Source organism: Micromonospora sp. DSM 43699 (assembly GCF_055517075.1).
This window is the reverse complement of record NZ_JBTMMT010000005.1, coordinates 13,161-32,723: the sequence shown is the minus strand read 5'-3', so window position 1 is coordinate 32,723 and position 19,563 is coordinate 13,161. Positions and strand designations below refer to the sequence as shown.

The 19,563-nt window shown below is 71.5% G+C and carries 6 protein-coding genes and 2 pseudogenes; 3 read left to right on the top strand and 5 right to left on the bottom strand.

What is annotated here, in order from left to right; genetic code table 11:
- Positions 1 to 25 precede the first annotated feature (25 nt).
- The 3 genes and pseudogenes from AC0AIB_RS04475 to AC0AIB_RS04465 form a co-directional block, all read right to left on the bottom strand.
- Positions 26 to 961 (bottom strand): annotated as a pseudogene (locus AC0AIB_RS04475) (threonine ammonia-lyase); the annotation flags it as partial.
- Positions 958 to 2,430, bottom strand: coding sequence for an amino acid adenylation domain-containing protein (locus AC0AIB_RS04470; RefSeq protein WP_465096070.1), 1,473 nt, complete (start codon positions 2,428 to 2,430; stop codon positions 958 to 960). The gene AC0AIB_RS04470 and the pseudogene AC0AIB_RS04475, both read right to left, overlap by 4 nt.
- On the bottom strand, positions 2,427 to 3,374 hold the full coding sequence (locus AC0AIB_RS04465; RefSeq protein ID WP_465096069.1) for an ornithine carbamoyltransferase: 948 nt from the start codon (positions 3,372 to 3,374) through the stop codon (positions 2,427 to 2,429). The genes AC0AIB_RS04470 and AC0AIB_RS04465 overlap by 4 nt, the downstream gene beginning before the upstream one ends.
- 176 nt (positions 3,375 to 3,550) lie before the next feature.
- Here AC0AIB_RS04465 and AC0AIB_RS04460 point away from each other — a divergent pair, with 176 nt between their 5' ends.
- Both AC0AIB_RS04460 and ectB read left to right on the top strand, forming a co-directional pair.
- Entirely contained in the window at positions 3,551 to 3,748 is a 198-nt protein-coding gene (locus AC0AIB_RS04460; protein WP_328345686.1) for an MbtH family protein, read from the top strand.
- Between the two features lie 51 nt (positions 3,749 to 3,799).
- On the top strand, positions 3,800 to 5,050 hold the full coding sequence (ectB, locus tag AC0AIB_RS04455) for a diaminobutyrate--2-oxoglutarate transaminase (RefSeq protein ID WP_328345684.1): 1,251 nt from the start codon (positions 3,800 to 3,802) through the stop codon (positions 5,048 to 5,050).
- Between the two features lie 75 nt (positions 5,051 to 5,125).
- Here the strand turns inward: ectB and AC0AIB_RS04450 are convergent, their stop codons facing one another.
- Positions 5,126 to 6,769 (bottom strand): MFS transporter, encoded by a 1,644-nt coding sequence (locus tag AC0AIB_RS04450; protein ID WP_328345682.1) that lies wholly within the window; start codon positions 6,767 to 6,769, stop codon positions 5,126 to 5,128.
- Positions 6,770 to 7,268: 499 nt separating this feature from the next.
- On the opposite strand from AC0AIB_RS04450, the gene AC0AIB_RS04445 reads away from it, so the two are divergent.
- Entirely contained in the window at positions 7,269 to 8,078 is an 810-nt protein-coding gene (locus AC0AIB_RS04445) for a response regulator transcription factor (RefSeq protein WP_465096068.1), read from the top strand.
- Positions 8,079 to 8,190: 112 nt separating this feature from the next.
- On the opposite strand, the pseudogene AC0AIB_RS04440 reads toward AC0AIB_RS04445, so the two are convergent.
- Positions 8,191 to 19,557: pseudogene (locus AC0AIB_RS04440) on the bottom strand (SDR family NAD(P)-dependent oxidoreductase); the annotation flags it as partial.
- Positions 19,558 to 19,563: the final 6 nt, after the last annotated feature.

The window sequence follows — 19,563 nt, the reverse complement described above, 5'->3', positions numbered from 1 at the left end:
ACTCACCGGTTGACGCCGGCAGCAGTTCTGCCGGAGGTTCTTCTGTCGTCCTGGTACTGCCGTTGCCCGCGCTGCCGTTTCCACCGGACACGATCGCCACCGCGCGGCCGGGGGATCCGCGCAGTGCGCCGGCCAGCGCCACCGCACCGCTCGGCTCCGCGCTGACACCGGCGCGGCGAAGGATCCCCAGGGCGTGGGTGATCGCGTCGTCGGTCACGCCGATCAGATCGTCGACCCGGTGCCTGATGATCGGCCAGGGAACCGTGCCGGGTCGTTGCCCCCGCAGGCCGTCGGCGATCGTCAGGGACGGTGGCACCTCCGTCGGCGCACCCCGGGCGACCGAGACGGCGTACCGGCGGGCGGACATCGGCTCCACCCCGACGACCCGCACCGGCCGGGACAGCGCCGACGCGGCCAGGCAGACGCCGGCCAGCAGGCCACCGCCGCCGGTCGGTACGAAGATCGTCGACAGGCCCGGCACCTGCTCGAACACCTCGAGCCCGACGGTGCCGGCCCCGGCCACCACCAGCTCGTGGTCGGAGGACGGCACGAGGACCGCACCCGTCGCCGCGGCGATGTCCTCGGCCCGGCGGTCCCGCTCGACCACCCCGCCTGCCACCTGCACCACACCGGCGCCGAGCGCACTGATCGCCTGTGCCTTGCCGTCGCTGGCGCCGGCGGCCATCACGATGGTCACCCTGATGCCCAGGGCGGCACCGAGCATGGCGACGGCGATGCCGTGGTTACCTGACGAACCGGCCACCACCTCGCCCGCGTACCGCGCGAGCATGGCGTTCGCCGCGCCCCGGACCTTGAACGATCCGCCGCGCTGGCGGTGCTCGGCCTTGAGCAGCACCCGCGAGTTCAGGGCCAGCACCGGAGTGCGATCCACCAGGCCCGTGATCCGTGCGGCAGCCGTCCGGACGTCCGCGAGGGTGGGCCCGATGCCCGTCGTCCTCACGGTCGGTCCGCGGTGATCGCCCGACGGTCGGTCTTGCCACTGACGGTGGTGGGCACGCGGACGATCCGGGCGAACCGGCGCGGGATCATGTGGGGTGGCAACGTCAGCGCGAGATGTGCGCGCAGAGCCGAGTCCGTCACCTCCGCCGACGCGCCGGCGACGTGCGCGACGAGGAAGACCCGGCCGTCGACGTCGGTCTCCGCGGAGACCTCCGCGCCGGCGACGGCAGGGTGTGCCAGCAGCGCGCCCTCGATCTCCGCCGGGTCGATCCGGTAGCCACGGACCTTGAGCTGCCGGTCGGTGCGTCCGAGGTACACGAGGTCGCCGTCGGGTGACCGGCGTGCCAGGTCACCGGTGCGGTACATGCGGGTTCCGGGCGCCCCGTGGGGGTCCGGCACGAACCGGGCCGCGGTCAACGCCGGCCGTCCGCCGTACCCGCGCGCGACACCGCAGCCACCGATGCACACCTCGCCGACGCCACCGTCGGGCACGGTGCGCAGACCGTCGTCGAGCAGGCGCACGCTGACGCCGTCGATAGGTGTCCCGATCAGGTCGACAGTGGTGTCGGGGACCGGTGGCACGTCGAAGCGGGTCGCGGTCATCGTGGTCTCGGTCGGACCGTACTGGTTGATCATCCGCCCCCGCACGGTGTCCCGGCCGCCGGCGATGAGGAACGGGCGCAGCGACTCACCGCTGGACACGGTCAACCGCAGATCGGGCAGACCGCTGCGCCGCAGCGACGTCAGGAACGTCGGGGTGGCCGAGAGGATCGTGTTCACCCCCCACTCCCGGACGGCCTCGACGAACTCACCTGTCCGCAGCAGGGTGGCGCGGGGTACCAGGACCACCTGCCCGCCGGCGACGAGCGGGGCGAACGTGTCGCGGATCGAGGCGTCGTACCCGAACGGCGCGAGCTGCAGCACCACGGTGTCCGGACCGAGTCCGTAGTCGGCGACGACGAACCGCAGGTAGTTGGTGACGCCGCGGTGCTCCAGCATTACCGCGTTCGGCGGTCCGGACGAGCCGGAGGTGTGACTCACGTAGGCGAGCGAACGGGGCGACAGCGGTGGCAGGGTCGCCGGCACGTCGGGCGCGTCGACGAGCACTGTCGGGCCGTCGACGGGGAGGACGGGCTGACCGGCCCGGGACGGTGTGGTGACCAGGATCCGGGCCTGGGCCGTGCGGACCATGGCCGCCAGACGGTTGTCGGGTAGCTCGGCGTTGAGGGTGAGGAAGGCGCCGCCGGCCCGGAGTACGGCCGCCATCGCGATCACGGCCTCCGGGCCCCGGTCGACCAGGACCGCGCAGACCTGCTCCGGACCGACGCCGCGGGCCACCAGCGCGCGGGCGAGCCGGTCGGTCCGGGCGACGAGGTCCGCGTAGCAGACGACGGTCTCCGGGGTGACTATCGCCGGCGCGTCGGGCCGGGTCGCGGCGTGGGTGGAGATGTCGTCGAGAAAGGTGGTCACAGCCCCGCTCCGCCGCTCGGCAGGTCGGCGGCGCACCACTCCAGGACCGCCCGGGCGCTGTGGTATTTGTTCTCGGCCTGGGTGAAGGCGATGCTCACGGGTCCGTCGAGCACCGCCGCGGTCACCTCCTCGCCCCGGTGTGCCGGCAGGTCGTGCATGAACACCGCGTCCGGGACGGCGGCCAGCAACGCCTCGTCGACCTGGAACGGGGCGAATGCCGTACGCCAGTCGGGCGTCGGCTTCGTCGATCCCGTGGTCTGCCAACGGGTGGTGTAGACGACGTCGACAGGTGGCAGGGCGGACAGGTCGTGCCGTTGTTCGACCCGCGCACCGCTGTGCCGGGCGGAGGCCGCCGCCTGGTCGAGGTACCGCTGCCCGACGCCGTACCCCGGTGGGGTACGCAGGTGCAGCTCGGTGCCGGGGTACCGGGACAGCGCGAGCGTCAGCGCGGAGGCGGTGTTGTTCCCCTCCCCCACGTACAGCACCCGTACGCCCTCCACCCGACCGAAGTGCCTGACGATCGTGGTGAGATCGGCGAGGGCCTGCGTCGGGTGTTCGACAGCGCTCATCGCGTTGACCACCGACATCTGCTTCTGGGCGGCGTACGCCCGCAGCTCGGCCTCCGGCCCGGCGGTACGGGCCACCAGGACGTCGAGCATGCCGGACAGCACCGTCCCGGTGTCCTCGACGGACTCGCCGGTGTTCAACTGGAGGTCGTCGGGGCCGTAGGTGACCAGTCCGGCGCCCAGCCGCAGCGCACCGGCGGAGAACGCGGTCCGGGTACGGGTGGACGTCCTGCGGAACAGCACGCCGACGACCCGCCCGGACAGCGGTCGGTCCGCTCCCACGGCACCACGCGAGTACTCGGCGCCACGCTGGACGATCCAGCGCAGCTGGTCGTCGGAGAGGTCGTCAATAGAGATCAGGTGGCGTCGCTCGGCCATGTCGAGCCCCCTTCCAGTTGGCGATCCGCCGTGACCAGAGCCTGCGCGACGCAGGGAACCACCGAACAGGGACGCGACCGCACGACGCCTCTGCGCGTTCGTCTCTATGGACGGTGCGGGTGGGCCCGGCAGGATCGGGCCCACCTACTCGGATCACCCGACCAGCAGGAGGGGCCATGACTGACGACGGTGTCTACCGCGTCGTACGCAACGACGAGGAGCAGTACTCGATCTGGTGGGCCGACCGGGAGCTGCCGCCCGGCTGGACCGCCGAAGGGACGTCCGGGTCGAAGCAGGAGTGCCTGGACCACATCGCAGAGGTGTGGTCGGACATGCGGCCGCGCAGCCTGCGTGAGCAGATGGCCCAGGCCTGAGGGACTGAAGAGGCCGTGGTGGACGGGCAGGTCCAACTCCGAGGAGACATCATGATCGCCCCGACAATCGAGTCCGAGGTCCGTAGTTACTGCCGGAGCTGGCCCGTCGTGTTCGACCACGGGCGGGGCAGCCGGCTCTTCGCCCGCGACGGCCGCGGCTACCTCGACTTCTTCGCCGGTGCCGGCGCCCTCAACTACGGCCACAACCACCCGGTACTCAAGCGGGCCCTGCTGGACTACCTCGCGCGGGACGGGGTCACCCACAGTCTCGACATGTTGACCGCCGCGAAGCAGGACTTCCTCACCGAGTTCGCCTCGCGGGTACTCGGCCCGCGCCGCCTGGACTACCGCGTGCAGTTCCCCGGGCCCACCGGGGCCAACAGCGTCGAGGCCGCGCTCAAACTCGCCCGCAAGGTGACCGGACGCCACACCGTCGTCGCCTTCACCCGCGCCTTCCACGGCATGTCGCTCGGCTCACTGGCCGTCACCGGAAACGCCACCGCACGCGCCGGCGCCGGGGTCCCGCTCGGACACACCTGGCGCATCCCGTACGACGGCTTCGCCGAAGGCCGGGTGTCCGGGCTCACCCTGCTCGACACCATGCTCGCCGACAGCAGCAGCGGAATGGACCTCCCGGCCGCTGTCATCGTGGAAACCGTGCAGGGTGAAGGCGGCGTCAACCCGGCCCGCGCGACCTGGCTCGCCGACCTCGCCGAAATGTGCCGCCGCCGCGACATACTGCTGATCGTCGACGACATCCAGATGGGCTGCGGCCGCACCGGCCCGTTCTTCAGCTTCGAACACGCCGGGATCACCCCCGACATCGTCTGCCTCTCCAAGTCCATAAGCGGATACGGCCTGCCGATGTCCCTCACTCTCTTCCGCACCGAACTCGACGTGTGGCAACCCGGCGAACACAACGGAACATTCCGCGGCAACAACCCCGCCTTCGTCACGGCGACCGCCGCACTGAGGGAGTTCTGGACCGACAGCAAACTGGAGAAGCAGACAGCGGAACGGGACATCCTGTTCGAGGAGCAGCTGGCGGAACTCGCCGGTCGGTATCCGGCGCAGATGGCGGCGTCACGGGGTCGGGGCCTGGTGTGGGGTCTGGCCTTCCGGGAGCCGAGCACGGCCGGTCGGGTCGCCCGGGAGGCGTTCTCCCGTGGGCTGCTGGTGGAGACGTCCGGCTCGGTCGACGAGGTGGTGAAGCTCATGCCGCCCCTGACGTCGACGGACGAGGAGTTGTCCGAGGGCCTCGGCATCCTGGGGGAAGCGGTGGCGGCAGCGGTCGGCGGCTGAACGACGTCGGCACCACGCCGGGAACCGGCCGACCGCCCCCGCGACCTGTCCACCCACGACCGGGCACCGTCCCCCTCACCGCACCTGGGCAACCGTGGCCTCCGGGCCGCGGTCCTCCTCGTGGTCCGGCTCCGGCATCGGGTCGTTCTTCCTGCCACCGGCAGGCAGGCTGAGCAGCAGCAGCACCGCCCCGAGGAGGGTGACGAGCGCGATCCAGGCCGCACCGACGTGCATGGCATGGATGAACGCGTCATCGGCGGCCTGCGCCAGAGCGGGCCGGTGGATGACGGTGGCGACGTGGCGAGCCTGTTCGGCGGAGACTCGCGCCTGATCCTGCACCGGGGCCGGCACTCCCCCCAGCGAGGGTTCGATCGCACGTCGGTAGACGATCGACATGATCGTGCCGCCGACGGCGATGCCGATCACACTTCCGGTCTGTCGGACGGTGTTGGTGACGGCAGATCCGGCCCCGGCCTGCGCCAACGACAGGTTGCTGAGCAACGCGGCCGTGACCGGGCCGATCACCATGCCGATCGACAGACCCTGGATCAGCAACAGGACCTCGATCGAGACGAGTGAGGTCTGTAGTCCGAGGAACCCGTACCCGGCCATGGTCAACGCGGCTACGGTCATCGCCGGCACGGTGACGACCCGTAGCGGCAGGTGGCGGCTCAGGCGCGAGCCGAGAGGCGCCCCCGCGAGCGCGCCGAGTGCGGTCGGGACATTGGCCAAGCCGGCCTCCATCGGCGAGAATCCGAGCGCACCCTGCAGGTAGAACGCGTTGTAGAAGGTGATGGCGGCCACCGCGAAGAGCAGCAGTGCCAGCGCCACGTTGCCGCCACCGAAGGTGGGCTGCATGAGCAGCCGCGGATCGAAGCTGGGCACCTTGACGTGCAGCTCGACGAGCACGAAGACGGCGAGCAGGGCCAGACCGACGACGACCGGCGCCCAGACGCCGGTACGACTCCAGTCGTCGACCTGCCCCGCCCGGATCAGCCCGTAGGACAACGCCACGAGGCCGCTGATCGACAGCAGCATTCCCGCGGGATCCAGTGGCCGCAGAGTGGGGCTGCGGAAATTCGGGACCAGCACGGCGAGCCCGACCAACGCCGCGACGGCGACCGGGACGTTGATCAGGAAGACCGAGCCCCACCAGAAATGATCGAGCAGGAACCCCGCCAGCACCGGACCGGCAGCCATTCCGACGCCGGCCGACGTCGAGAAGATGCCGATCGCGGCGGCCCGCGCCGGGCCACTGAAGGTCCACATGAGGATGGCCAGGTTGGCGGGCGTGATCAGCGCGCTGCCCACCCCCATCGCCGATCGGGCGGCGATCAGTTGGCCGGCGTCGCTCGCGTACGCCGCCCACAGCGACGACCCGGCGAAGATCACCAGCCCACTGGAGAACACGGTCCGGTGACCGAACCGGTCGCCCAATGCCCCGGCGGTGAACATCAACGTGGCGAAGGCCAGCGTGTATGCACCGGTCGCCCATTGCAACTGACCGGGGTCGGCCCCCAGTCCGCGGACCGGATCGGCAAGGGTCTCCAGCGTGGTGCTCAGGACGGTATTGTCCAGCCAAATCAGCAGTGAACACACCATGAGAACGGCAAGGATCAACTGCTGCCTGGCCTTCGGCAACGTGTGAGGCGCGGTCATGAATACCTTCGGATATTGGTCGGCAAGGGCCTGAACGGCAGGACTATAAGCAAGGTCCACGTCACTGTCAAGCTTGGCTTCTCTTTTCAGGAACTGTGGCGCCCGAACGGGTGGCGCGCTTTGCCAGGCTTGCGGAATTAATATTTTTGTGGCTCTGGCAGCTTTGCGAGTCGGAGGATCCCATGATTCCCCGAGGGTTGCGACCGGGCGGATTTCATGCCTTCGGCCAGCTACCACACCGGCTCCTTGCGACCCCGTGGCCGTGCTGACTTCGCAGATGACGGTGGGGGTGGTCGCTTCGGGCGGACAATGGGCGCGCAGCCCCGCCGCCACCCGAGAGCATTTTGGCTGTGACCAGCGCCACCGCGCGGTCCGGATGGCGTCCACGCCACACCCAAGGCCGCACGCTGGTCGCCCTGTTCGCATCAGGTCCAATGATGATCATGAATTGCTCCCGCTACTTCGTTCCGGGGTGGACGGTCCCCGCAAACTCGTGCCATGCTCGTCTATGGGTTCGGGCCCTTCGAGATTAAGACGCGAAAATCGGGGGATCACTGACATGGGTGGCGTGGACGACAGGGTGAAGTGGCGAGCGGGTTCACGCAGTGAAGATCGCGGATCCCTCACCCCGCAGGGCGACTACCTGTTGCCCGATCCACGTGACCGCCGGTTCCTGCAGGTCGGGCGATCGCCGTTGCGGACCGCGATCGCGATGGCGACCGGCAGCACCGACACCAACCTCCACATCGTGCTGATGATCCAGGATCACATCCGTCGATACAGCATCGAGGGGATGTTCCGCTCACTCGACATCCCCTTGACCGCGCAGTTCATCACGGACATCGAAGGCCTCTCGACATTCCGCGACGGGCAGCTCGTCATTTTTTCCAGCAATTCCTTGAACCAGGTGCCTGACGAGATCGCCGAGCAGCTGCGCATCCACCACATGAGGGTGTTGATCCTGTTGGACTCGGAGGACATCGTCGACCAGTGGTGGGTCGACCACGCGAACGGCTTCCTGGACTGGGCGGATCTCCGGCCCGAGACCCTCCGCGAGGCGATCGTCGACGTGGAGGCCGGCCGGTTCCACGTGTCCGCGGCCCTGGTTCGCAGATCCGTGACGACACCCGACCAGGCCGGTGACGACACCACCTCGAAGCGCGCGCCGACGGTCGCCCTGACCGCACGGGAACGCCAGGTACTCTGCCTCATTGCCGAGGGGCAGAGCAATCGACAGGTCGCCCGGTCGCTGAGGATCTCCGAACACGGCGTCAAACGCACGGTCGGCATCATCCTGGCCAAGTTGAACTGCCCGAACCGAACCCTCGCGGTTGTCCGGGCCCTGGATCTGGGGCTCCTCGTGGTGTGAGGTGCCGACCGCTCGATGACGTGCCGTCCGTCGGCACGGCTGCATGAGGCTCCCTTCCGGACACCCGGTGGACAGATCAACGACCGCCGAGTGAACCGAGCCAGCGCCGGAGGTGCGCGGCGGTCTCTGCCGCCTTCTCCTCGATGATCGAGAAGTGATTCGCCTCGACCCACCGGACCGGCCCACGGTGTTGCCAGTCAGGGACGGGGTCGACGTCGCCGAAGCTGCCCAGCGTCACGGTGGCCCGCAGATTCAGCGTCGGTGCGGCGATCGACTCGGCCTTCCGCTCGGGATACATCCGCACGTAACCGCCCATGGCGACCAGGCCGTGGTCGTCGACGGGGGTCAGGGCGTTGTCCCGGGACAGGATCTGCCCCAGCGCGTCGGTGAGCACCAGACGGTTGAGTTCGTGGTCCTCCGGGGAGTACGTGTCGATCATGGCGACGCCCGTGACTTCGCCGCCGTCGTCCTCGATCCGCCGGGCGACCGCGTGGGCGAGCGCACCGCCGATCGAATAGCCGACGAGCGCCACCGGGCCCCGCTCGAGTTCCGACGCTACGGTCGCGGCGAGGCTCTCGATCGCTGCGGCCCAGGTGGCTGGCAGGTCGTCGCCCGGGCGAGTGCCGGGCAGCCGTAACGCACCGACCTGCCGCTCGCCACCCAACTCGCGGGCGAGCCGGGCGAACTGGTGCGGACCCGATCCCGCCAGGAACGAGGGGAGGCAGATCAGCGTCGGCGCCGCGGCACCGCGCGCCAGCAACTGCACAGCCGGGTGCCGCGCGGCGGCCTCGGCGGCGGGATAGGTGGTCATCAGATCGGAGCCCGCGACCAGCAGGGGCATCGCCCCTGCCAACTCACCGCGTCGGTGCGCCGCCGACACCAGGCCGGTGATCGTCCCGCGCACGCCGGCCGGCGCCTGCTCCACCACGCCGACGCCGGATTCCTCGAGCCGCGATCGCACCAGCTTCGCCACGTCGGCGGCGGTCGCATGGTCGAAGACCAGCGTCGACGGGAACGACAGCCCGGTCAGCTGTGCGAGCCGGTTGCGGAACTCGACGGCACCGAGGGAGTCGAAACCGAGCTCGGCGAACGGCGCGTCGGCGCCGATCGCGTCGCCGGACACGTGGCCGAGCACGGCCGCGGCGACGTCGCGCACCTCGCGCAGGATCACACGGTCGCGGTCGGCGTCGGGCAGCGCGGCCCACCGCCGCGCCAGGCCCACCCCGGTAGGGGCAGCGGCCGGGGGGACCCGGACCATGCCACGCAGTACCGCGGGCAGTGTGCCGCCGCGTGCCAGGGCGGTCAGCGCCGGCATGTCCAGCAGTGCCGTCACCGGGGTCGCCCGATCGGTCGCGAGTGCGTCGTCGAACAGCGCCATCCCGGCCTCCGGGTCGATCGGGATCAGGCCCAGCCTGGTCCGGATCTGGCGGGCGTGCTGCTCCGCGCCGTCCCCGCCGATCACCCCCGCCATGCCGACGGTCCACAGTCCCCAGGCCAGTGAGTGCGCGGGCAGGCCGGCACCGCGCCGCACACGTGCCAGCGCGTCCAGCACGCTGTTCGCGGCGGCGTAGTTGCCCTGTCCCTGTCCACCAAGCAACGGCGCGGCGGACGAGAACAGCACGAACGCCGACAGATGCAGGTCACGGGTCAGCTCGTGCAGGTGCAGTGCCGCGTCTACCTTCGGTGCCAGCACCCGGGTCGTCTGTGCGGCGGTGAGGGTGTCGAGCGTGCCGTCGTCCAGGACACCCGCCGCATGGATGACGGCGGTCAGCGGGGCGTCGACGTCGATCCCGGCCAGCAGGGCCTGGACCGCGGTGCGTTCGGTGACGTCGCACGCCACGACCCGGACCCGGGCGCCGAGTCCGGTCAGCTCCGCGACCAGATCGGCGGCACCGTCAGCGGCGGCACCGCGCCGCGATGCCAGCAGCAGCCGCCGTACGCCGTACGCGGCGACCAGGTGTCGGGCGACGATCGCACCGATCCCGCCGGTGCCGCCGGTGACGAGCACCGTGCCGTGGCCGAACGACTGTGGCATGAGCGGTGCGGCGGCGGGCAGCGGCTGCAGGCGCGGTGCCAGGAGCCGACCCTCACGAACGGCCAGGTGGGGTTCGTCCCGGGCCACGGCCTCGGCGAGCGACCTGATCGGCAGGGTGTCACCGTCGTGGTCGACGAGCAGGAACCGGCCCGGATGTTCGGACTGTGCGCTACGCACCAGGCCCGCCACGGCGGCTCCGACCAGATCGGGTTCCTCGCCGGGCAGTCCGGCGGCCGTGCGCGTCACGATCGCGAGTCGGCCGGGGTGTTCGGCGGCTGTCCATTCCTGCAACAGCGCGAGCGCCGTCAGCACGGCGGCGTGTATGTCCGCCGCGCCGGCACCGGTTCCGCGGGGCACCGGCCACACCACCGTGTCGGGAACATCCTGCAGCACGGCGAGGTCGGCGAGGTCGGCGCAGCAGGTCGGGGGTTCCGGGGCCGCGACGGCCGCCGGGTCGCCGAGCACCACGACGCGCCCGGCGTCCGCCTCGGCGACGGCGGGCACGGCGACCCACTCGAGGTCGAACAACGGTGCCGCACCGCGCAGCCGGGCCAACGCCTGCTGTGCGAGTGGGCGGGCCCGCACCGACTCCATGCTCAGCACGAGGGCACCGGTCGCGTCGACCGCGTCCACGCGCACGGCGTCCGGTGCGACGCGGGCGACGCGGACACGCAAGGCACCGACGCCGGACTGTGCCAGCTGGACACCGTGGAAGACGAACGGCAGTGGCACCCGGCCGTCGGACCCGCTCTCGGCGAGCTGGCCGACAGCGGCATGGAACACCGCGTCGAGCAGCGCCGGATGCAGTCCGAAGGCGGTGGCCCGCGCTGCGGTGGCGGTGTCGAGCGCCAGGTCGGCGAACACCTCCTCGCCACGCGACCACGCGGCACGGACACCCTGGAACACCGGGCCGTACCCGAGGCCGAGGTCGCCGAGTGCGCGGTACACCTGCTGCCCGTCGACCGGATCGCCGGCGATCGGAGGCCACGGCTGGCACCAGTCCGGTGCGGCGGTCGGCGCGGCGGGCGTGAGCAGGCCCTGGGCGTGCAGCACCCAGGCGTCGGCGGTGCGGACGTGGACGGCCACGGTCCGCTGCCCACCGGCGTCGGGTCGGCCCACCGCGAGCTGAACATCGGCGGCACCGTCGGCCGTGAGGACCAGCGGCGCCGCGAGTTCCAGCTCCGCCAGGCGCGGCACGCCGAGCCGGGCACCGGCGGCCAGAGCCAGCTCCACGAATCCGCTACCGGGCATCAGGACGGTGCCGAAGACGGTGTGGTCGGCGAGCCAGGGGTGCGTGCGCAGCGAGAGCCTGCCGGTGAACAGCCACTCGTCCCTGCCGGCGAGCTGCACCCGGGCGTGCAGCAGCGGGTGGTCGACGGAGTCGGCACCGGCGAGCGGCGCGGCGGCCTCAGCGGGGAGCAGCCAGAATCGTTCGTGCTGGAAGGGATAGGTGGGCAACGTGATCCGGGTCTGCGGTCGAGCTCCGAAGTAGGCCGCCCACCGCACCGGCCGGCCTGCGCAGTGCGCGGTTGCCAGCGCGGTGACGAACTGCTCGGGTTCGGCGACCGTACGACGGGATCCAGCGACCACCGATGCGCGCGCTGCGGGGTCCGCCGCCACAGTGGCTCGGGTCATGGCCGTCAGTACCGCGTCCGGCCCCAGCTCGACGAACAGACGCACACCCGAATCGAGTAGTGACCGCACCGCCGGGGCGAAACGCACCGTCTCGCGCACCTGCCGTACCCAGTACTCGGGCGTACCCACCGACCCGCCGGCGAATTCACCGGAGACCGTGGAGCACAGGGGTATCCGTGGCTCGTGGTACGTCAGGTCCCCGGCCACCTGCGCGAACTCGGTCAGCATCGGCTCCATCAGGGCGGAGTGGAACGCGTGGCTCACCCGCAGTCTGCTGGTCCTGACGCCCTCGGCCACCAGCCTCGATTCGAGCGCCGATACCGCCTCGGTGTCTCCGGAGAAGACCACCGCATCGGGAGCGTTCACCGCGGCCAGCGAGACCGTCGCGACCGCCGGCCCGGCGTCGCCCACCGCCAGCAGTTCCACGGCCCGCTCCTGCGGTACCGCGGCGGCCAGCATGCTCCCGCCTGTCGGCAGCGCCCCCATCAATCGACCTCGGGCCGCGACGAGCCGGCACGCGTCCGGCAACGACCAGACACCTGCCACATACGCCGCGGCGAGCTCGCCGATCGAATGCCCGGCCACCGCATCCGGTCGGACGCCGAACGACTCGACGAGGCGGCACATCGCCACCTCGAACGCGAACAACGCGGGCTGGGTGTACTCGGTGCGGTCCAGCGGATTCTCGATCGTCTCGGCGAACATCACCTCCCGCAGCGGCTGCCCCAGGTGTGCTCCGAATTCCGCGCACACCTCGTCGAGCGCGGCGGCGAAGACCGGGAACGCCCGGTACAGCCCGGCACCCATCCCGATCCGCTGCGCGCCCTGGCCGGTGAACAGGAACGCCGTCGTGCCTGTCCGACCGGTGTCGTCGGTGACGCCCGGTCCGGGCTCGCCGGCTGCCAGGCGCGCCAGGGCCGCCAGCAGCGTCTCCCGGTCCGAACCCACGACGGCGGCGCGCTGCTCGAGCCGCGCGCGGTGCAGCGCCAGGGTCGCCGCGACATCGGCCAGGTCACACTCCGGACTGTCGCACAGCGCGTCGTACAGCTGACGTGCCCGGGCCCGCAGCGCGGCTGTCGTCCGCGCGGACAGCAACAACGGCACGACCGCCGGACGCGGTAGATCGACCGGCCGCGGGACCGCCGGTGCTTCTTCGAGGATCACGTGTGCGTTGGTCCCGCTGATCCCGAACGACGACACCCCCGCCCGGCGCGGACGCTTCCCGGCCGGCCACGGCTCGACCTCGGTCAGGATCCGTACCGCGCCCGCCGACCACTGGACGTGCGGCGACGGCGCGTCGACATGCAGGGTGGGCGGCAACAGCTCGTGCCGCAACGCCTGCACCATCTTGATCACACCGCCGACACCGGCAGCCGCCTGCGTGTGCCCGATGTTCGACTTCAACGACCCGATCCGCAGCGGCTCGACGCGGTCCTGTCCGTAGGCGTTGATCAGTGCCTGCGCCTCGATCGGGTCACCCAGCGTGGTACCGGTGCCGTGCGCCTCCACCGCGTCCACCTCGGCCGCGCTCACCCCGGCGTTGACAAGTGCCTGCGCGATCACCCGCTCCTGGGACGGGCCGTTCGGCGCGGTCAAGCCGTTGCTGGCGCCGTCCTGGTTGATGGCGCTACCGCGGATCACGGCCAGCACCGGACGCCCGGCACGCTCCGCGTCGGACAACCGCTGGAGGGCGAGCACGCCGACGCCCTCGGACCACGAGACACCGTCCGCGGCACTCGCGAACGCCTTGCAGCGCCCGTCCGGTGACAGCGCCCGCTGCCGGGAGAACTCCACGAACAGCAGCGGGGTCGACATGACCGTCACCCCACCGACCAGGACCAGCGAGGTCTCCCCGGCACGCAGCGCCTGCACCGCCAGGTGCACGGCCACCAGCGACGACGAACATGCCGTGTCCACCGTCACCGCGGGTCCCTCCAGACCGAGGGCGTAGGACACCCGGCCGGAGACGACGCTGCCGGCCGACCCGGTCGCCAGGTAGCCTTCCGCGGCACCGTCGGCGGCCGCGCGCGCCACGTAGCCGTAGTCCTGGTACATGACGCCCGCGTACACCCCGGTGTCGCTGCCCCGCAGCGCGGTCGGATCGATGCCGGCATCCTCGATCGCTTCCCAGGACGCCTCCAGCAGCAACCGCTGCTGCGGGTCCATCGCCGCTGCCTCACGGGGCCCGATGCCGAAGAAGGCGGCATCGAAATCACCTGCGGCACGCAGGAATCCGCCCTCCCGGGTGTAGATCCTGCCAGGCTTGCCGGGGTCGCTGTCGTACAGGTGGTCGAGGTCCCAGCCGCGGTCACCGGGGATCGGGGTGATCGCGTCCACGCGTCCGGCGACCAGTTCCCACAGCTGGTCAGGATTCCCGACGTCGCCGGGATACCGGCAGCTCATGCCGACTATCGCGATCGGTTCGTCGGCCCTGGCCCTGGCCCTGGTCGAGGTGGGACGCGGTCGCGTCGGCGTCGAACCGTCGATCCGGGTACGCAGGAAACCCGCCACGGCGGCGGGGGTCGGATAGTCGAACACCAGCGTGGACGGAAGCTGAACACCGGTGGTTGCGGTCACCCGGTTGCGGAACTCGACTCCGCCGAGCGAGTCGAGGCCCAGCTCTGCGAACGGGGTCTCGGGCTCGATGGCGTCGGCCGACTCGTGGCCGAGGACGGCGGCGGCGATCGCGCGGACCTCGTGGCGGACCAGCGCCTCCCACTGGTCGGCGGGGGCGTCGAGCAACCGCTGGCGCAACGGGCTGTCGGCGGTCCGGCGGCGCGCCGGTAGCTGGATCAGGCCACGCAGCACCGCGGGCAACGTGCCGAGTCGACCCAGCGCGGTGAGGGCGGAGGTATCGAGCAGCGCGGTCGTCACCATCGGTTCGTCGCTGGTCACCGCCTGGTCGAACATCTGCATGCCGGTGTCCGGCTCGATCGGGGACAGACCGAGACGCGTACGGATCCGACGCGCCAGGTGTTCGCCACCCGGGTCGTTCAATGCCTCGGCCATGCCGAGTCTCCACAGCCCCCACGCCAGCGAGTGCGCGGGCAGACCGGCACTGCGGCGCGTCCGGGCGAGGGCATCCACCGCCGCGTTCGCCGCCGCGTAGTTGCCCTGACCCTGCCCACCGAGCAGCGGCCCGGCGGAGGAGAACAGCACGAACGCCGACAGGTCCAGGTCGCGGGTGAGCTCGTGCAGATGCCAGGCCGCATCGACCTTCGGGGCGAGCACCCGGTCCACCTGCTCGGCGGTCAGGGTTTCGATGGTGCCGTCGTCGACCACGCCCGCGGTGTGTACGACAGCGGTCACCGGCTCGTGCACCGGTACCGATGCCAGCAGGGCCGCGACCGCGGCGCGGTCGCTGACGTCACACGCGGCGACGCGTACGTCGGCGCCCAGCCCGGTCAGCTCGGTGACCAGCGCCGTGGCGTCCGGCGCGGCGAGGCCACGGCGCGAGACGAGCAGCAGTCTGCGTACCCCGTGCCGGGTGACCAGGTGACGTGCGGTGACGGCGCCCAGCCCACCTGTGCCGCCGGTGATCAGGACCGTCCCGTCACCGAAGGGCCCGTCAGTCGATCCGCCGGTCGCGGTACGGATCAGCCGCGGTGCCAGGGTGACTCCGTCGCGGATCGCGAGCTGTGGTTCCTCCGTGGCGACCGCCACGGCGATCCACCGGCGCAGGTCCGCGAGGTCGTCGTCATCGAGGTCGACCTGCACGATGCGTCCAGGATGTTCCGACTGCGCACTGCGCACCAGGCCGCGGACGGCCGCCGCCGCGGGGTCCGGCGTCTCACCGGGCAGACCTGCGCCGTTGCGGGTCAGCACGACCAGCAACGACTCGGCGCAGCCCGGTTCGGCGAACCAGCCGCGCAGCACCACGAGGGCGTCGTGCACGGCGGCGCGGATGGTGGCGGGGACGTCGTCGCCGTCCGCTGTCGCCGTCTCGGGCGACCAGACGACGGCCGCGCCCGGGTGGCCCCCGCCTGCCGCGAACGCCGCGACGTCCCCGAACGTCCCGGCACCACCTGCGACAGGTCGACCCAGTGCGAGCAGGTGCCGGTCCGGCACCGCAGGTGCCGTCACCGGCGTCCAGTCGAGAGCGTAGAGCGGGCTGCGGGCGCCGGCGAGAGCGCGCGCGTCCGCGGGGCGGGCGAGCACGGCGTCGATCGACAGCACCGCGGCGCCGGTGGCGTCACAGGCGTCGATGCGCACCTTCCCGGGACCCGAACGGATGATGCGGGCGCGGACCCCGGTGACGCCGTGCCGGAACACCCGGACGCCGCCGAAGGAGAACGGAAGCGGCAGCCGGCCGTCGGGTAGACCGTCGGCGAGTCCGTCGATGGCAGCGTGGAAGATCGCATCCATCAGCGCCGGGTGCACCACGAAGCCCGCCGCCCGGCCCGCTGTCGTCTCGTCCAGCGTCACCTCGGCGAACATGTCGTCCCCACCGGCCCAGGCGGCGCGCACACCCTGGAAGGTCGGGCCGTAGCCGAATCCAAGGTCGGCGAGCCGGTCGTACAGCCGTGTGCCGTCGATCGACGTGCCGTCGGTCGGCGGCCAGTCCGGGTCGGTCCAGGCCGGCGGCACATCGTCGGCGGGGGCGAGGGTGCCGGTGGCGTGCAGCGTCCACTCCGGCTCGCCCGGGTCGGACCGCGCGGTGCCGGTGACGGTCCGCGAGTGGACAGACAGGCCCCGGCGACCGGTGTGGTCGGGCTCGGTCACCGAGACCTGCACGTCCACGGCAGTGGTGCCGTCGAACAGCAGCGGCGTCGCCAGGACGAGTTCGTCCACGACGGGTAGGTCCAGGTGGCGGCCCGCGGCACACGCGAGTTCCACGAACCCGGTGCCGGGCAGGAGCACCGCCCCGAAGGCCGTGTGGTCGGCGATCCACGGCTGACCGGTGGTGGAGAGCCTGCTACTGAAGAGCCATTCGTCGCGACCGGCAAGCGGCGCGCCGACGCGCAGCATCGGGTGGTCGAGCGCGGCGAGACCCGCGCGGCCCAGGTCACCTAGCGCGCCGTCGTCGGGCTGCACCCAGTAACGGCGATGCTGGAAAGCGTATCCAGGCAGGTCGAGGTGGTCGACCGGTCTTCCCGGTGACAGCGGCGTCCAGTCGACGGTGACGCCCGCGCAATGGGCGGCGGCGAGCAACCGCAGGAACTGGTCGGTCTCGTCGACGCCGCGTCGCGCCGCCGCCGCGACCAGCGAGCGGGACGCCACCTCGTCGATCAGCGTCTGGCGGGTCAGCGCCGACAGCACCGCGTCCGGACCCACCTCGACGAACCGGCGCACGCCGGCGTCGACGAGAGACTGCACCGCCGGGGCGAACCGCACGGCCTCGCGCACCTGCCGCACCCAGTACTGCGGCGTCAGCAGTTCGGGGCCCGCCGGCGCGCCGGACACCGTCGAGCACACGCCGATCCGTGGGGTCTGATACGTCACCGAGCTGGCGACCTGCTCGTACTCGGCAAGCATCGGCTCGACCAGTGCCGAGTGGAAGGCGTGACTGACCGTCAGTCGGTTCGTCTTCACCCCCTCGCCCGCCAGCCGGTCCGCCAGTGCGTCGATCGCCGCCGTCTCGCCCGAGAACACCGTCGCCACGGGCGCGTTCACGGCGGCCAGCGAGACCGTCCCCGCCGCGAGCAGTTCCCGCGCCCGCTCCTCGGGCACCGCGGCGGCGAGCATCGCTCCACCGGCCGGCAGCGCGCCCATCAGCCGACCCCGGGCGGCAACGAGCCGGCACGCGTCGGCCAGCGACCACACCTCGGCCACGTAGGCCGCAGCCAGCTCGCCGATCGAATGCCCGACCACCACGTCCGGGGTCACGCCGAACGACGCCAGGAGGCGGTACAGCGCCACCTCGAACGCGAACAACGCGGGTTGCGTGAATTCCGTCCGGTCGAGCGGGGGCATGCGCCCGGTCTCACCGCCACTGTTCCCGGCACCACCGGTCGCGCCGAACATGATCTCGCGGAGCGACACCCCCAGCAGGGCATCGAGTTCCGCGCACACCTCGTCGAGAGCGGCGGCGAACACCGGGAATGCCTCAGCCAACCCGGCGCCCATACCGACACGTTGCGCACCCTGACCGGTGAACAGGAAGGCCGTCTCGCCGGTGGTGACGGCACCCGACACCACCTGCGGGGAAGCCGTACCCGCCGCCAGGGCCGTGAGGCCGGCGAGCTGACCGGCCCGGTCGGCGCCGAGCACCGCGCCGCGCTGCTCCAGCTGGGCCCGCGCGACGGTCAGGGCGGCGGCGACATCGGCGTCGTCGACCTCGGGGTGGTCGGCGAGCCAGGCCAGCAGCCGGCTCGCCTGCGCCCGGAGGGCGGCCTCCGACCTGGCCGAGAGCAACCACGGTGCGCGCAGCGTCGGTAGAGCCGGCTCCGACTGTCGTACCACGGCATCCGGCCCGGTCACCGGGTCGACGGCACGCCCACGCGGCGCCTCTTCGATGATCACGTGAGCGTTGGTCCCGCTGATCCCGAACGACGACACACCTGTACGACGCGGACGGTCGGGCCGTGGCCACTGCCGAGCCCGGGTCAGCAGCCGCACCGTGCCGGCCGACCAGTCGACCTCGGGGGTCGGCTCGTCGACGTGCAACGTCGCGGGCATCACCCCCGCGCGCATCGCCATCACCATCTTGATCACACCCGCCACACCCGCCGCGGCCTGCGTGTGACCGATGTTCGACTTGACCGAACCCAACCACAACGGGTGGTCGTTCCGCCGGGCCTGGCCGTAGGTGGCCAGTAGCGCCTGCGCCTCGATCGGGTCACCCAACCGGGTACCCGTACCGTGCGCCTCCACCACGTCCACCTCCGCGGCGGACAACCGCGCGTTGGCCAGGGCAGCCCGGATCACCCGCTCCTGCGCGGGCCCGTTCGGCGCGGTCAGCTGGCTGCTCGCGCCGTCCTGGTTCACCGCGGAACCACGGATCACCGCCAACACCCGACGCCCACCACGCACCGCATCCGACAGCCGCTCCAACACCAGCACACCCACACCCTCGGCCCAACCCGTCCCGTCCGCCGACGACGAGAACGCCTTGCACCGCCCATCCGGCGACAACCCCCGCTGCCGGGAGAACTCCACGAACGTCCCGGGGGTCGCCATCACCGTCACCCCACCGGCGAGCGCCATCGCACACTCACCCTGACGCAACGACTGGGCAGCCAGATGAAGCGCGACCAACGAGGACGAACACGCCGTGTCGACAGTGACCGCCGGCCCCTCCAACCCGAAGGTGTAGGCCACCCGACCCGACGCGACGCTGCCCGCGCTCCCGGTGAGCAGATAGCCCTCGAAGCCCTCCGGCGCGCTGGGGAACCGGGAGCCGTAGTCGTCGTACATGACACCCACGTACACCCCGGTACGGGTGCCCCGCAGCGCGGTCGGATCGAGGCCCGCGTGTTCGAAGGCCTCCCACCCCGTCTCCAGCAGCAGCCGCTGCTGCGGATCCATCGCCGCCGCCTCGCGGGGGCTGATGCCGAAGAACTCGGCATCGAACCGGTCCGCGTCATACAGGAAACCACCCTCGCGGGCGTACGAGGTCCCTCGATGGTCGGGGTCGGGGTGGTAGAGCTCCTCCAGGTCCCAGCCACGGCCCTCGGGAAAGGCACCCACCGCGTCGCGTTCCGCGCTCAACAGCTCCCAGAGGTCTGCCGGAGAGGTGACATCGCCGGGCAGCCGGCATGCCATGCCCACGATCGCGATCGGCTCACCGGCGCGCTCCTCCAGCTCCTGGACCTGCTGACGGCTCTCTCTCAGCTCGACGGTGGCCCGCTTGAGGTAGTCACGCAGTTTCTGCTC

Excerpts from the sequence above, each read along its gene's own strand:
- ectB (WP_328345684.1), top strand. The coding sequence starts at position 3,800 with ATGATCGCCCCGACAATCGAGTCCGAGGTCCGTAGTTACTGCCGGAGC.
- AC0AIB_RS04445 (WP_465096068.1), top strand. The coding sequence starts at position 7,269 with ATGGGTGGCGTGGACGACAGGGTGAAGTGGCGAGCGGGTTCACGCAGT.
- AC0AIB_RS04465 (WP_465096069.1), bottom strand. The coding sequence starts at position 3,374 with ATGGCCGAGCGACGCCACCTGATCTCTATTGACGACCTCTCCGACGAC.
- AC0AIB_RS04460 (WP_328345686.1), top strand. The coding sequence starts at position 3,551 with ATGACTGACGACGGTGTCTACCGCGTCGTACGCAACGACGAGGAGCAG.